Origin of the sequence: Saccharopolyspora endophytica (assembly GCF_018070075.1) — a bacterium.
Classification (GTDB): domain Bacteria; phylum Actinomycetota; class Actinomycetes; order Mycobacteriales; family Pseudonocardiaceae; genus Saccharopolyspora; species Saccharopolyspora endophytica.
The window spans coordinates 564,242-579,977 of the sequence record NZ_JAGPXE010000001.1 but is presented as its reverse complement, the minus strand read 5'-3'; the positions used below and the strand labels follow the sequence as shown (position 1 = coordinate 579,977).

Below are 15,736 nucleotides of genomic sequence, written 5' to 3'. Positions count from 1 at the left end.
CTCACTCCCGTCCACGGTCGATCAGGTGAATCTTCCACTCGCCCGACTCAGGGTCGAAGTACTGCTTCGACACCTCGAACCGGTTGCCGTCCGGCCAGAGGATTTCCCTCTCACCGGGGTTCATGAATTCGAGGTCCTTGGCTGAACGAGGCTCGTCGATGATGAACTGGACTCTCTGCTTGCCGTCTGCCTTGCCGAATTCGTCGAGAGGCGCGTCCTTGCTCGCACTGGTGAATCCGTTCTCAACAACCGTTTCACCCGGCTTGTACCGCTCCAGCAATGCGTCCAGCTCGCCCGGTTCGACGCCGATGTTGCGGTATGCGGTCGGTCCAGAATAGTCCGGCATCTGGTTGAGAGCACTGCGCAGGACCTTGATCTCTTCCGCCAGGTAAGGAAGATCCTCATCGTCAACGGTGCGCAAGGCCCGGTTCATAGTGACCGCGTCCTCGCCCACATAACGTCGAAGACCCACCGCTTCGACGTCAGGAAGATGATCCATCTCCGGATACTTGGCCCGTACATCGGCAACGGCCTCCGCGAACGTCATGTCGCGCAACCGGCTCTTCTCGATGCGTTCCCGGTAGACCTCGCGATCCTCATCCGTGGCCCGGAACGAAGTGCTCTGCTCGCCGACCTCATCGAGTGGGTTGGGCTTCTCGGGGCTCGCCTCGTACTGGTCCGGGAGGTCGTTCGGGTGCGGGTCCCGAACCAGCGGATCCGGGGCATGCGTGTCCAGGCCCGGGGTGCCGGTTTCAGCGCCATCGGCCTGGTGGCCGGAGCCGGCCAGCATGTCCTGGATCTTGGAGGGCTTCTCAGGCCCGTCCAGATCGCCCGGGTCGTCGAAGTCCGCGAGACTCTTGGGCCGACTGTCCGGTGCGGTGTCCGGAGTTCCGTCGCCTGAGTGATGGCGCTCGGTGTGCGTCGCGGTGATGCCGAGGCTCTCCCAACCCTCGCGAGAGCTGAGCTGCGGGCTCGACTGCGACTGGTCGGAATCCCGTGAGACAGACGAGTCCGGACCGTTGCTCGAGTCCACCGGCTCGGGAGAATTCTCCTTCGGGGGCTCGGGGTCGAAGTCCGACCGCCACGAGGTGTCCGTCGGCGTGTCCGGGGTGGGGCCGGGGTCGGGGCGGGAGGGGGCAAAGTCGTTGAAGACCGCCTCCCTGTGTCCCCCGTCCGCCGAAGGAGTTTCGCGCGCCGTCCGCGTGTCAGGACTGACCGGATCGAAGTCGGCCAGACTCCGTGGTGCACGCGGAGTCTCGGCAGCGTGCGCGGATCGCGCGTCATGCGACATGTCCGGGCCCTGCGACTGAACAGGCGCAGGCTCAGGCTTCGGCTGCGGCGCAGGCTCAGGTTTCTGGACACGTGGCTGAGACGTCTCCGGCCGCGGCCCTGGTTGCGGATCCGGAGCGGCGTGCGTTCGCGGTGGCGCCGCCGGTGGCTGTGCGGGCGCACTCGGCCGGTAGGCACCCTGACCGGAATGCGGCTGCGTCCCCTGCGGCTGATGGGGACCCGGCTGACCAGCGTGGCTTTGCTGCGGCGGAGCACTCCGCGGTGGCTGCGCGGGCTGCGACACCGGACGACCGGTGTCTGGCTGGGACCGATGAGCCGGAGCGCCCTGCTGCGGAGGCTGCTGTGGACGTTGCCCCTGGTGAGGCATGCCCTGCGCAGGTCCAGGCTGAACCGGGCGCTGGGACATCGGCGGTTGCTGAGGTTGCTGGGCAGGACGCTGAACGCCTTGCTGCGGGGAAGTGTGCGGGTTCTGGGGGAAACCCTGCTGCGGGTGCGAGGCCGCCGGTGGTGCTGGCTGGTGCCATCCCCACTGCGGATTCGGCGCCGGATGCTGCGGTGGTCGTTGGTGGCCTGCCTGCGGAGGCTGGTGGGGTCCCTGCGGCATCACCGGCTGTTGGTTCGGCTGCCATTGCTGCGGTGCGGGCTGCGGGTGGTGGCTCTGCTGCGGTGCCGACGGGCCATAGCCGTGCTGCTGGGGGCTCTGCTGCCACGGAGGCTGCTGATAGCCCTGAGGAGCGGAGTTCTGCTGGGGTGCAGGCTGCGGATAGCCGTGCTGCGGCGCGGGATGACCGAAGTTCTGCTGGGGCGCAGGCTGGTTGTACCCCTGCTGCGGGTTGCCCTGGTGCTGGGCAGGCTGAGTCGGGGGCTGCTGATAGTCCTGCTGCGGTGCCCCCTGGTGCGGGTATTGCTGGCCAGGTTGGTGGTGGCCTTGCCAGGGTTGTTGGGGATGTTGTGGCGGCGGACCGTTGCCGTGACCGGGTTGTTCGATGCCTCGGCGATGGGCGGCGTCTGCGAGAACACCGTCCCGAGTCCAATTGGGGTAATGGCCGGGTGGTGTCGGGAGATCGTGAGTCGCCTTGCTGCCATCGGGACGGAAACTGTTCCACTGTCCCGGCGAGTCGAACTTGGGCTCGGGTGCCCCGGACTCGTTCGGGCCGAACTCCGCTCGGGACTCGGAGGCGTAGACGTTGCCGTAGTTGTCGACCCACGAGTCGGTGTTCGGGGCAAGGACCTCCACACCCAGCTCTTCGGAGAGCCGCTGGGCGAAGTTCTTGGAACCGTCCGGCATATCCGCGCCTGTTTGGCAGGAAACCAGGCGGACCGGTGCACCCTCGCGGTATCCGGCAGAGCCCCTGATGATCTCGGCAAGTTCCTTGGCGTCGAGATCCTTGTTGCCCACGCGAACGCCGTTCGGGCTTCCGTGAACCTCCACCGTGAACCGGTTCGGGTCGATGTGCGCCCGAGGAACGCGATTCGCCGGTGTCCCGAAAGGCCCACCGCGCGGGATCATGTTCAGGCCTGCGGGACTGGGTTTGATCGACCCGTAGTGGGCACCGAGCTTCTCACGCAGCTCGTCGGAGATCTCCGGGCGCTTCGTCGTGGGGCCGTTCCAGCGGTGCTGGTACGGGTCCTGCGGCTCGCGTTCACGAGCCATCGACTCCGTTGTCGAGTGGCCATCATCCGGCTTCTGATGTGGTGTCGAGTTCGGTGGTGCTGCCTGGCGCGGCCCCGCATCCCACGAGCGTGGCTTATCGGCGTGGGAGGCCGGTGTCGCCGGCCTCCGGACAGGATCGGGTCCCCCTCCGTTGAACGAGCGTGCGGCACCTGGCGCACCCCGGGTTCCGGTCCAGCCAGGGCCTCCCGCACGCGAACTGCCCGGGCGGGAGGCCGAAGGGGCATTCGAGCTCGCGGCGTGCGGCGTAGGTGCGCCCGCCGAGCCAGCGCTGTTCGGGTGATCCGGTCGGGGTGTCGGAGTGTTCGGGGACGCTGCCGGGGCTTCCGGGGTGCGGACCGGGGCGTCCGCATATGCCGAGGAAGTGCTGGCCGGGCGACTCGGGGTCTCGGGCGAGTGGGTTCTCGACGAGTCCTGCGTCCCGGATGGGGAGGAACTGGTCGGGTTGTCGGAACGCGGAGCGGATGGCGTATCGGCATCGGCCCTCGTCCCGACCTGGGGCTCGGAGTGCGGGGTGGACGGTGTACCAACGTCTGTTCTGGCCCCGCTTGGGGCTTCCGAGCTTCGCGCGTTCGGCTCGTCGGAGCGCGGGGCCGAATCCGGAGAACCGGATTCGCGGGCGGAGTTCGGACTCGAATCCTGAGCCGAATCGTGCGGTCCCGAGTCACGACCGCCCGTTCCCGATTCGGAGGAGCTCTGACGCGCGGACGTGTCCGAGCCCGAATCACTCCCGTTGGAACGGGAATCCGCAGCGCTCGACTCGCGGACATTCGGCGTGGACGCATCCGGGGAACCGGAGGAGTTGCTCGACGAGGCGGTCCCGCCGGAATCCGAATCGGAACCGTCGGAGCTCGAACCATTCGGCTCGGACGAAGATCCACGCGGCGAGCCGGCGTCCGACGAAGACCCTTGTGACGAGCGCGAATCCGACGACGAACCGCCGCCGTCACCGTCTCCGGAGTCTGAGCCGCCTGGCGCGTCGGGGCCGCCGGAGCGGGCGTTGTGGCGGCCGACGACGTCGGTGCCGAAGGTGTCGTCGACCTTCTTCCAGGTCTTCTCCGCCAGCCGTTCGGCGACGTCGAGCTTCTCGGCGACCTTGCCGATCGCCCCAGCACCGGCCTTTCCCTTGTCGCCGAGGGTTTTCATGATGTCGCCGAAGACCTCGGCGAGCTTGGCGAGCTTCGGGGAGACGTTGCTGATCGTCCTGGTCAGCTTGCCGACGATGTCGGCGATCTTGGTGACCGTCTTGGAGATGAACGCGATCGCCTGCGGGATCACCCAGGCCAGCGAGGCGATCGGCGGCAGCAGGGCTTCCAGCGCGTAGGTGATCAGGCGCGAGATGCAGTCGGCGACCAGGTCGCGGACGAACTCGCGGACGAACGAGACGACCTCGCCCATGATCGTCACGACCGAGCTGATGGTGCCCGCGAGCTTCGCCGCTCCGTCGAGGGCTTCGCCCTTCTCGGCGGCGGTCTTGCGGTAGGCGTCGCCGGCGGCACCGGTCCAGCTCTCGGTGTCGGCCTTGACGGCGTCCTTGTACTGACTCGCGGCCTGCTCGACGGCCTTGGAGACGTTCTCCCAGGTCTTGCCGTAGGCGGCGACGCCGTCGGGGTCCCCGGCGAACCAGTCGAGGGCTTCCTTGAGCGGCTGGACGTGCTCGATCAGCCAGGACAACCCGTAGGAGAGCAGGGTGCCGATGGGGTCGACGGCGAGGCTGATGCCCTCCATCGCGAGGCCGCCGTAAGCGAGGCCGGACTCGACCCAGCTCGAACCCTCGTTGAGGCTGGAGACGTCGTTGACGGACTCGGCGATGCCGATGCCGCTCGCCCAGCCCGCGTCACCGCTGCCCTGGGTGATGAAGCCGTCGTTGCTCTCCGGCTGCTTCTCGACGAGCGGGTTCGTCACGGCTGCACTCCGCGGATCAGCGCGCTGTTGGAGTCGTCGACCTGCTGGTAGTCCTCGGCGGTGGCGCGGACGTCGTCGGCGATCTTCTGCATCGACGTCACGGCCTCGCGCAGCGCGTCGACGCCGTTCTGCTCGACCGGGTCGATCATCCACGCGAAGGGGCGGCACAGGATGCCGTAAGCGTCGTTGTTCAGCGAAACCTGCTGCGAGGCGTCGACGGCCGTGCTCAGCTGATCCACCACACCATCCACTTTGGACGCGTGGGTGCGCAGGTTCTCGATGGCGACGTTCATCTCGTCAGGCATGTGAAGTCCCCAGGTCAGCGCAGGAAGGAGCCGTTGCCGAAGTCGTCGTCGAAGTCGTCGGGCCTGCGGCGGCCGGGCGACTGCCGTCGCTGCGGCGGCTGGTAGTCGTCCTCGACGGCCGGGCGGATCTCGTTCGAGCGGGTGCCGCGCGGCGGCTCCTCCTCGGGCGGGGGCTCCGGGAAGTGCTTGCGGGCCTGGTCGAGCACGTGCTGCGCGGCCGAGTCGGCGAGGCCGACCGTGCCTTCGACGGCCTCCTGCATCTGGCCGGGGATCTTGGCCTGCGCCTGCTGCACCAGCCGCATGATCTCCGCGCCGAGCCTGGGCATCGGCCGGTTGTTGGCGTTGTCGGCGAGCTGCAGGTCCTGCAGCATCCCGGTGGACGCCACGGTCACCCGAATCGCGCCATCGCGGGAGGATTCGGTCACCGAGATCTGCTCGACCTGCTGCTGCAGGCGGTTGAACTTCTCGGCCTTCTCCGCCGCCCGGTCCTGCCACTCGCGAACCATCCGTTCGGCGGCACCGATGTCCCTGCCGAAATCCTCCGCCACGACACTCCCCGTCGATCAACTGTCCAGCGGCTGAGCACGTTATCAACCGATCGCGCACCGGCAGGGCCGATCGGATTTTTCCCACCGAGGCGATAATCACGACGGGCCGGCGGGCACCGCTGCGCGGACCGAGCGCTGCTCCGGGTACTAAGGTCTGGACCGTGACGGTGGGATGGTTCGCTGGGCTGGTTCACCCGGACAGCAGGCAGCTGACCGAGGCCCTCAGGTCCGCCGTCCGGGACGGGTCGCTGGCGGCCGGCAGCCGGGTGCCCTCGACGCGGTCGCTCGCCCAGGAGCTCGGGATCGCGCGCGGCACCGTCACCCGCGCCTACGACCAGCTCGTCGCCGAGGGGTTCCTGGTGGCCCGGCAGGGCGCTCCCACCGTCGTCGCCGAACTGCTCGCGACCCCCGCTCAGCCCGACGCACCCGAGCCCGCGCAACCGGACGTCGCGCGCTGGGACTTCCGCTCGGGACGCCCGAACCTGAGCTCGTTCCCGCGCCGGGACTGGCTGGCGGCCAGCCGCCGCGCGCTGCGCGACGTGCCCACCGACGACCTCGACTACGGCGATCCGCAGGGGCATCCGCGGCTGCGCGAGGCGCTCGCCGGCTACCTCGCGCGCGAGCGGGCGGTGGCCACCACACCGGCCAACATCATCGTCTGCAACGGCTACACGCAGGCGTTGTCGCTGCTCAGCAATGCCCTTGCCGATCAAGGCGAGTCCTCGGTCGACTTCGAGGACCCGTCGGCGCCGCACCTGTGGGACATCCCCGCCGGGTTCGGGATGTCGGTGCACGGCATCCCGGTCGACGGCGAGGGCCTCGACGTGTCGCTGCTGCGCAGCCGAGCGGTGGTGGTCACCCCGGCGCACCAGTTCCCGCTCGGCGTGAGCATGAGCTCCGCGCGGCGGGCGGAGCTGGCGCGGCGCGCCAAGGACGAGGACCTGCTGGTCATCGACGACGACTACGACGGCGAGTTCCGCTTCGACCGGCAGCCGATGGGATCGCTGCAGGGGATGGCGCCGGACAACGTCGTCTACGCCGGGACGGCGAGCAAGACCCTGGCGCCCGCGCTGCGTTTGGCCTGGTTGGCGCTGCCGTCGCGGCTGGTGGGACCGGTCCGGGAGCTCAAGCGGCACAGCGGATTGCACGCGCCGCTGTTCGAACAGCTGGCCATGGCGGAGTTGATCTTGTCGGGGGCCTACGATCAGCACGTCCGCCGATCGCGCGCCACCTACCGTCAGCGCCGCGAGCAGCTCGGTGAAGCGCTGCGCGGGATGCGTGCGAACCACCGGCCCCACCCGGCCGGGATCTCGGCGGGACTGCACGTGACCTTGCAGCTGGATCCGGAAGGACCCACGGAACTCGAAGTCCTCGACAGGGCGCGGCGGCGGTCGGTGGAGCTCCAGGTGCTGGGGCCGCACTGGCTCAGCCCCGGATCGCACCCACCCGGCGTGATCGTCGGGTACGCGGCGCCCTCCGACCGCGCGTTCCGTCCCGCACTGCAAGCCCTGGTCACCGTCCTCGAACGGTGACCCGATCAGGCGACACTGCGCGTCGTCGGCGTGTCCACTGCAACAGCAGGGGAACACCTGTTCTATTCTGGGTGTCCCCTCCCGCGATAAACAGGAGCACAGAGTTGACCGAAGAGCAGACCACTCCGGCCGAGACCACCGGCGCGGACAGCACGGCGCCCTCCGCTGTCGCGACCGAGGCCCCCTCGTCCGAAACCCCGGCTCCGGCGGCCACCGAGACCTCCGAGGCTGAGGCGCCCAAGAAGCGCCAGACCCGCAAGAGCACCGCGAAGAAGACCCGCACCGTCGAGCTCACGCTCACCGTCACCGGCACCGCCGACGGCGAGTGGCAGGCCGACCTGCTGCACCAGGGCAAGCGCGTCGTGCAGGCCCTGCCGGTCGCGGCCGCCGCCGTGTCCAAGGCCGCCGCCGAGCTCAACCCGGAGATCTCCGAGACAATCGAGGGCGTCATCAACGAAGCCCGCCAGCAGCACGAGGCCAAGCTCGCCGAGCTCGAAGCCGAGGTCGAGCGAGTCCGCAAGGCCCTCGCCGAGCTCGAAGGCTGACCCGAGGACTCCCGGGGCGCCGTGGTCCCCTCCCAGGCATGGCCCCCTGGACATGAAAAAGCCCCTGCCCAGCAGGGGCTTTTTCATGCTCGAAAGTCAACGAAATGATCAACAGCGGTTCCGCTTGACCATGGATCTGCACTAACTTCCGTCGCATGAGTCCAGCCCCCGCTGAACAGACGCTCCCCATGCCCAAGATCGAGGCGGAAGCCCTCGCCGACCACTACGACGCGCAGTCCTCGCCCGCGGACACCGCCGCGGACGACACTCAGCGCTAGTAATAGCGCGCAACAACACCCACGACGAACATCGGTTGAAGCGAAGAAAGCGCCCCCTGCCCGGAGGAGTCGGGCAGGGGGCGCCTGGTTACTTCGGACTTCAGCGGTAGTCGCGGCCGAAGTCGTAGTCGTCCAGCGGGACGGCCGCACCGGTGCCGGCGCCGAACACATCCGGGGTGTAGTAGCTGTCGTCGTAGGACGGGATCGCGTAGGCCGCGGCCCGTGCCTCCTCGGTCGGCTGCACCTGGATGTTGCGGTACCGGTTGATGCCCGTACCGGCCGGGATCAACTTACCGATGATCACGTTCTCCTTCAGGCCGACCAGCTTGTCACTCGCGCCCTCGATAGCGGCGTTGGTGAGGATGCGGGTCGTCTCCTGGAAGGAAGCCGCCGACAGCCACGACTCGGTGGCCAGCGACGCCTTGGTGATGCCCATCAGCACCGGACGGCCGGAAGCCGGGTCCCCGCCTTCGGCGACGACGCGGCGGTTCTCCGCCTCGAACTGCGAGCGCTCGACCGGCGAACCGGGCAGGAACTCGGTGGCACCCGAGTCGATGATGATGACCCGGCGCAGCATCTGGCGGACGATGACCTCGACGTGCTTGTCGTGGATGCCCACACCCTGCGACCGGTACACCTCCTGCACCTCGTTCACCAGGTGCAGCTGGGCCTCGCGCGGGCCCATCACGCGCAGCACCTCGTGCGGGTCGACCGCACCTTCGAGCAGCTGCTGACCGACCTCGACGTGGTCGCCGTCGGAGACCTGCCGCTCGGTGCCGTCCACCGAGATCGCCGCGAGCCGCTGACGCTTGGACAGCTTGTCGTAGACGATCTCCTCGCCGCCGTCGTCCGGAATGATCGTGATCTTCCAGTAGCGGTCGTTGTCCTCCAGCCGGATGCGGCCGGAGGTGTCGGCGATCGGGGCCTTGCCCTTCGGGACCCGGGCCTCGAACAGCTCCTGCACACGCGGCAGACCGGTGGTGATGTCGTCACCTGCGACACCGCCCTGGTGGAAGGTGCGCATCGTCAGCTGCGTGCCGGGCTCACCGATGGACTGGGCGGCGACGATGCCGACGGCCTCGCCGACGTCGACCAGCTTGCCGGTGGCCATCGAACGGCCGTAGCAGACCGAGCAGACGCCGACCGCGGACTCACAGGTCAGGACGCTGCGGACCTTGACCTTCGTGATCTTCGCGGCGAGCAGCTTCTCGATCGCCGGGTCGCCCAGGTCGGACCCGCGAGCCAGCACGATGTTGCCGTCGGCGTCGGTGACGTCCTCGGCGGTCGTGCGGGCGTAGACGCTGGTCTCGACGTGCTGGTCGCGCAGCAGCTTGCCGTCCGGCAGCAGCTCCGCGATCGGCATCTTGACGCCGCGCTCGGTGCTGCAGTCGGTCTCGCGGACGATGACGTCCTGCGAGACGTCGACCAGACGACGGGTCAGGTAACCCGAGTCGGCCGTACGCAGCGCCGTGTCGGCCAGACCCTTGCGAGCACCGTGGTTGGAGATGAAGTACTCCAGCACGGACAGGCCCTCGCGGAAGTTCGCCTTGATCGGGCGCGGGATGTACTCACCCTTGGGGTTCGACACCAGACCACGCATACCGGCCAGCTGAACGACCTGGGTCATGTTACCGGCCGCCCCGGACTTCACGATCGTGCTGATCGAGTTGTCCTCGGGGAAGTTGGTCTCCATGGCCTCGGCGACCTCGTCCTTGGCCGCGGTCCAGACCTTGACCAGCTCCGCGTTGCGCTCCTGGTAGGACAGCGCACCACGGCGGTACCGCTTCTCGACCTGGTCGGCCTTGGCCTCGTAGCCGTCGAGGATCTCGGTCTTGTTCGGCGGCACGACCACGTCGGTGATCGACACGGTCACACCGGAACGGGTGGCCCAGTGGAAACCGGCGTCCTTCAGCTTGTCCAGCGTCTGGGCGACGGTGACCATCGGGTACCGCTCGGCGAGGTCGTTGACGATCGCGGCCTGCTTCTTCTTCGGCAGCAGGTCGTCGACGAACGGGTAGTCCTCCGGCAGCAGCTCGTTGAACCAAACGCGGCCCAGCGTGGTCTCGGCGATCCACGCCTGACCCGGCTCCCAGCCCTCCGGCATCTGCTGCGCGTTCGGGACCAGGTCCCGCAGGCGGATCTTGACCTTGGCCTGCAGGTCCAGCACACCGCGGTCGAAGGACATGATCGCCTCGCCGACCGACGAGAACGCCAGACCTTCACCCTTGGCGCCCTCGACCAGGCGGGTCAGGTGGTACAGGCCCGTGACCATGTCCAGACGCGGCATCGCCAGCGGCCGACCGGAGGCCGGCGACAGGATGTTGTTGCTGGACAGCATCAGGACCCGGGCCTCGGCCTGGGCCTCGGCCGACAGCGGCAGGTGGACCGCCATCTGGTCACCGTCGAAGTCCGCGTTGAACGCCTCGCAGACCAGCGGGTGCAGCTGGATGGCCTTGCCCTCCACCAGCTGCGGCTCGAAGGCCTGGATGCCGAGGCGGTGCAGCGTGGGAGCACGGTTGAGCAGCACGGGGTGCTCGGCGATGACCTCTTCCAGCACGTCCCACACCTGCGGGCGCTGGCGCTCCACCATCCGCTTGGCGGACTTGATGTTCTGCGCGTGGTTGAGGTCGACCAGCCGCTTCATGACGAAGGGCTTGAACAGCTCGACGGCCATTTCCTTCGGCAGACCGCACTGGTGCAGCTTCAGCTGCGGGCCGACGACGATGACCGAACGGCCCGAGTAGTCGACTCGCTTGCCCAGCAGGTTCTGGCGGAAACGACCCTGCTTGCCCTTGAGCAGGTCGGACAGCGACTTCAGCGGCCGGTTGCCCGGGCCGGTGACCGGACGTCCGCGACGGCCGTTGTCGAACAGCGCGTCCACGGACTCCTGCAGCATCCGCTTCTCGTTGTTGACGATGATCTCGGGGGCGCCGAGGTCGATCAGTCGCTTGAGGCGGTTGTTGCGGTTGATCACGCGGCGGTACAGGTCGTTGAGGTCGGAGGTCGCGAAGCGACCACCGTCGAGCTGCACCATCGGACGCAGGTCCGGCGGGATGACCGGCACGCAGTTGAGCACCATGCCGCTCGGGTCGTTGCCGGTGGCCTGGAAGGCCGCCACGACCTTGAGCCGCTTGAGGGCGCGCAGCTTCTTCTGGCCCTTGCCGCTGCGGATGGTCTCGCGCAGCGACTCGGCCTCGGCACCGATGTCGAAGTTCGACAGCAGGCTCTGGATCGCCTCCGCGCCCATGCCACCGGTGAAGTACTCGCCGTACCGGTCGTAGAGCTCGCGGTAGAGGACCTCGTCGGCGATGAGCTGACGGGGCTCCAGCTTGGTGAAGGTGTCCCAGATCTCGTCGAGCTTGTCGAGCTCGCGCTGCGCGCGGTCGCGCAGCTGCTTCATCTCGCGCTCGGCGCCTTCCTTGACCTTGCGGCGCTGGTCGCTCTTGGCACCCTCGGCCTCGAGCGCGGCCAGGTCGGTCTCGAGCTTCTGGGCCCGGGCCTCCAGGTCGGCGTCGCGCTGGTCAGCGGTCCGCTTGCGCTCGACGCTGATCTCGCTCTCGAGCGTCGACAGGTCGTTGTGACGCAGCTCGGTGTTCACACCGGTGATCACGTAGGCCGCGAAGTAGATGATCTTCTCGAGATCCTTCGGGGCCAGGTCGAGCAGGTAGCCCAGCCGCGACGGAACGCCCTTGAAGTACCAGATGTGGGTGACCGCGGCGGCCAGCTCGATGTGGCCCATCCGCTCACGACGCACCTTGGCGCGGGTGACCTCGACGCCGCAGCGCTCGCAGATGATGCCCTTGAAGCGGACCCGCTTGTACTTACCGCAGTAGCACTCCCAGTCCCGGGTCGGACCGAAGATCTTCTCGCAGAAGAGCCCGTCCTTCTCCGGCTTCAGGGTTCGGTAGTTGATGGTCTCGGGCTTCTTGACCTCGCCGTACGACCACTGGCGGATGTCGTCGGCCGTGGCGAGGCCGATGCGGAGTTCATCGAAGAAGTTGACGTCAAGCACGTCGGGTCTTCTCCCTTGGTCGAATGGTGCCTCTCCCGGTGCCACCGGTTGAAGCAAGTGCCAGGTTGGGTCGGTCGCCGGCCCGCGGGACTAGGCCCGCGGGCCGGCGGCGAGGGTCAGTGCGCGATGTCGTCGACCGACGGGTTCTCGTTGCGGGACAGGTTGATGCCGAGGTTGGCAGCGGCACGCTCCAAGTCCTCGTCCTCGGTGTCGCGCATCTCGATCGCGGCACCGTCGCTGGAGAGCACCTCGACGTTCAGGCACAGCGACTGAAGCTCCTTCAGCAGCACCTTGAACGACTCCGGAATACCCGGCTCGGGGATGTTCTCGCCCTTGACGATCGCTTCGTAGACCTTGACGCGGCCCACCACGTCGTCGGACTTGATCGTCAGCAGTTCCTGCAGCGTGTACGCGGCACCGTAGGCCTGCATGGCCCAGCACTCCATCTCACCGAAGCGCTGACCACCGAACTGCGCCTTACCACCCAGCGGCTGCTGGGTGATCATCGAGTACGGGCCGGTGGAACGGGCGTGGATCTTGTCGTCCACCAGGTGCGACAGCTTGAGGATGTACATGTAGCCGACCGCGGTCGGGTACGGGTACGGCTCACCGCTGCGGCCGTCGAACAGCTGGGCCTTGCCGTCTCCGCCGACCATCCGGTCGCCGTCGCGGTTCGGCTTGGTCGAGCCGAGCAGACCGGTGATCTCCTCCTCCCGCACACCGTCGAAGACGGGGCTGGCGGTGTTGGTACCGGGCTCGACGTCGAGCAGCTCCTCCGGCAGGCGCTTGGCCCACTCGGCATCGGGGTCGATCGTCCAACCGCGCGAGGCGATCCAGCCGAGGTGCGTCTCCAGCACCTGGCCGATGTTCATCCGTCGCGGAACACCGTGGGTGTTCAGGATGATGTCGACCGGGGTGCCGTCGGACAGGAACGGCATGTCCTCGGCGGGCAGGATCTTGCCGATGACGCCCTTGTTGCCGTGGCGGCCGGCGAGCTTGTCGCCGTCCTGGATCTTGCGCTTCTGCGCGACGTAGACCCGCACCAGCTGGTTGACGCCCGGGGGCAGCTCGTCGTCGTCCTCGCGGTTGAACACGCGGACGCCGATGACCTTGCCGGTCTCGCCGTGCGGCACCTTCAGGGAGGTGTCGCGGACCTCGCGGGCCTTCTCGCCGAAGATGGCGCGCAGCAGCCGCTCCTCCGGGGTCAGCTCGGTCTCGCCCTTCGGCGTGACCTTGCCGACCAGGATGTCGCCGCCCTGGACCTCGGCACCGATGCGGATGATGCCGCGCTCGTCGAGGTCGGCCAGCACGTCGTCGGAGACGTTCGGGATGTCCCGGGTGATCTCCTCGGCACCGAGCTTGGTGTCGCGGGCGTCGACCTCGTGCTCCTCGATGTGGATCGAGGTGAGCACGTCGTCCTGCACCAGGCGCTGGCTCAGGATGATCGCGTCCTCGTAGTTGTGCCCCTCCCACGGCATGATCGCCACGAGCAAGTTCTTGCCCAGGGCCATCTCGCCGTTCTCGGTGCACGGTCCGTCCGCGATGACCTGCCCGGCCTCGATCCGGTCGCCCTCGTTGACGATCGGCTTCTGGTTGATGCAGGTGCCGTGGTTGGACCGGGAGAACTTCTCCATCCGGTACGAGCGGCGGGTGCCGTCGTCGGCCATGATCGTGACGAAGTCGGCGGTCAGCTCCTCGACCACACCGGCCTTGTCAGCGGTGATCACGTCACCGGCGTCGACCGCGGCGCGCAGCTCCATGCCGGTGCCGACCAGCGGGGACTCGCTGCGCAGCAGCGGCACCGCCTGACGCTGCATGTTCGCACCCATCAGGGCGCGGTTGGCGTCGTCGTGCTCCAGGAACGGGATCATCGCGGTCGCGGCGGAGACCATCTGCCGCGGCGAGACGTCCATGTAGTCGATCTCGGTGGGGGCGAGCAGCTCGACCTCACCGCCCTTGCGTCGACCCAGGACGCGCTCGTCGACGAAGTTGCCGTCGTCGTCGATCACCGCGTTGGCCTGGGCCTTGACGTAGCGGTCCTCTTCGTCGGCCGTCAGGTAGTCGATCTGGTCGGTGACCCGGCCGTCGACGACCTTGCGGTACGGCGTCTCGATGAAGCCGAACGGGTTGACCCGCGCGAACGTGGCCAGCGAGCCGATCAGACCGATGTTCGGGCCTTCCGGCGTCTCGATCGGACACATGCGGCCGTAGTGCGAGGGGTGCACGTCTCGGACTTCCATGCCCGCGCGCTCACGGGACAGACCGCCCGGGCCGAGCGCGGAGAGACGACGCTTGTGCGTCAGACCCGCGATCGGGTTGGTCTGGTCCATGAACTGCGAGAGCTGCGAGGTGCCGAAGAACTCCCGGATCGCCGCCGTGATCGGGCGGATGTTGATCAGGGTCTGCGGCGTGATCGCCTCGACGTCCTGGGTGGTCATCCGCTCGCGGACGACCCGCTCCATGCGCGACAGGCCGACGCGGACCTGGTTCTGGATCAGTTCGCCGACGGTGCGCAGGCGGCGGTTGCCGAAGTGGTCGATGTCGTCGACCTCGACCGGGATGTTGTCGCCGGCGTCCTCACCACGAGCGGGCATCTCGACCTCGCCTGCGTGCAGGCGGACGAGGTACTCGATCGTGGTGACGATGTCCTCTTCGGTCAGCACGCCGGTCTCGTAGGACTGCGAGAGACCGATCTTCTTGTTGACCTTGTAGCGGCCGACGCGAGCCAGGTCGTAGCGCTTCTCCTTGAAGAACAGGTTCTCCAGGAGGGTCTGCGCGCTCTCCTTGGTCGGCGGCTCGCCCGGGCGCAGCTTGCGGTAGATGTCCAGCAGCGCCTCGTCGGTGCCGCCGGTGTGGTCCTTCTCCAGGGTCGCCATCAGCGTCTCGGAGTGACCGAAGCGCTCGCGGATGGCCTCGGTGGACCAGCCCAGCGCCTTGAGCAGCACGGTGACCGGCTGACGGCGCTTGCGGTCGATGCGGACACCGACGGTGTCGCGCTTGTCGACGTCGAACTCGAGCCACGCACCGCGGCTCGGGATGATCTTGACGCTGAAGACGTCCTTGTCAGTGGTCTTGTCGACCGACTGGTCGAAGTAGACACCGGGGGAACGCACGAGCTGGGAGACCACGACCCGCTCGGTTCCGTTGATGATGAAGGTGCCCTTGTCGGTCATCATCGGGAAGTCACCCATGAACACCGTCTGGCTCTTGATCTCGCCAGTCGAGTGGTTGGTGAATTCAGCGGTGACGAACAGGGGCGCCGCGTAGGTCATGTCCTTGTCCGTGCACTCCCCGACGGAGGCCTTGACCTCGTCGAAGCGCGGATCGGAGAAAGACAGCGACATCGATCCGGAGAAGTCCTCGATCGGGGAGATCTCGCTGAGGACCTCCTCAAGACCACCAACCGGATTGTCCTCGCCGGCGTCGACCCGGCGCTGGAACCAGGCCTCGTTACCGACAAGCCATTCGAAGGACTGGATCTGCAGGTCTAGCAGGTTCGGCACGTTCAGCGGTTCGCGGATGTTCGCGAACGAGACCCGCTTGGGTGCCCCAGGGATCCCCGACGTGTAGTTGGAAGCTGCAGAGACCTTGGTCGCGCGGGAGACTGCCAAGATGCGTCCTTCCGGGACTCTGAACTGGCTACAGCCAT

General features: G+C 67.7%; 8 protein-coding genes. 3 read left to right on the top strand and 5 right to left on the bottom strand.

Annotated features, from left to right (window positions below; all coding sequences use genetic code 11):
• Position 1: 1 nt before the first annotated feature.
• The 3 genes from KBO27_RS34940 to KBO27_RS02765 form a co-directional block, all read right to left on the bottom strand.
• Positions 2 to 4,690: a DUF8616 domain-containing protein gene (locus KBO27_RS34940; protein WP_503454121.1), complete on the bottom strand. Its 4,689-nt coding sequence runs from the start codon at positions 4,688 to 4,690 to the stop codon at positions 2 to 4.
• 173 nt (positions 4,691 to 4,863) lie between these two features.
• Positions 4,864 to 5,172, bottom strand: a complete 309-nt coding sequence (locus KBO27_RS02770) for an ESX-1 secretion-associated protein (protein ID WP_210968382.1) — start codon at positions 5,170 to 5,172, stop codon at positions 4,864 to 4,866.
• 14 nt (positions 5,173 to 5,186) lie between these two features.
• Complete coding sequence (locus KBO27_RS02765; protein WP_210968381.1) at positions 5,187 to 5,720, bottom strand: YbaB/EbfC family nucleoid-associated protein; 534 nt, start codon at positions 5,718 to 5,720, stop codon at positions 5,187 to 5,189.
• 167 nt (positions 5,721 to 5,887) lie between these two features.
• Here KBO27_RS02765 and pdxR point away from each other — a divergent pair, with 167 nt between their 5' ends.
• The 3 genes from pdxR to KBO27_RS34095 all read left to right on the top strand — a co-directional run bounded on the left by pdxR (position 5,888) and on the right by KBO27_RS34095 (position 8,075).
• A complete protein-coding gene (pdxR, locus tag KBO27_RS02760; protein WP_307870209.1) occupies positions 5,888 to 7,252 on the top strand; it encodes a MocR-like pyridoxine biosynthesis transcription factor PdxR in 1,365 nt (454 codons plus the stop codon).
• A 104-nt stretch (positions 7,253 to 7,356) separates the two neighbouring features.
• On the top strand, positions 7,357 to 7,797 hold the full coding sequence (locus KBO27_RS02755) for a DUF6319 family protein (protein ID WP_210968379.1): 441 nt from the start codon (positions 7,357 to 7,359) through the stop codon (positions 7,795 to 7,797).
• Between the two features lie 155 nt (positions 7,798 to 7,952).
• The gene (locus tag KBO27_RS34095; protein WP_281420601.1) at positions 7,953 to 8,075 is read left to right on the top strand and encodes a hypothetical protein; all 123 of its coding nucleotides are present in this window, start codon (positions 7,953 to 7,955) and stop codon (positions 8,073 to 8,075) included.
• A gap of 100 nt (positions 8,076 to 8,175) precedes the next feature.
• Here KBO27_RS34095 and KBO27_RS02750 read toward each other — a convergent pair whose 3' ends face one another.
• The gene (locus tag KBO27_RS02750) at positions 8,176 to 12,087 is read right to left on the bottom strand and encodes a DNA-directed RNA polymerase subunit beta' (RefSeq protein WP_210968378.1); all 3,912 of its coding nucleotides are present in this window, start codon (positions 12,085 to 12,087) and stop codon (positions 8,176 to 8,178) included.
• 116 nt (positions 12,088 to 12,203) lie between these two features.
• Complete coding sequence (rpoB, locus tag KBO27_RS02745) at positions 12,204 to 15,698, bottom strand: DNA-directed RNA polymerase subunit beta (RefSeq protein ID WP_210968377.1); 3,495 nt, start codon at positions 15,696 to 15,698, stop codon at positions 12,204 to 12,206.
• Positions 15,699 to 15,736: the final 38 nt, after the last annotated feature.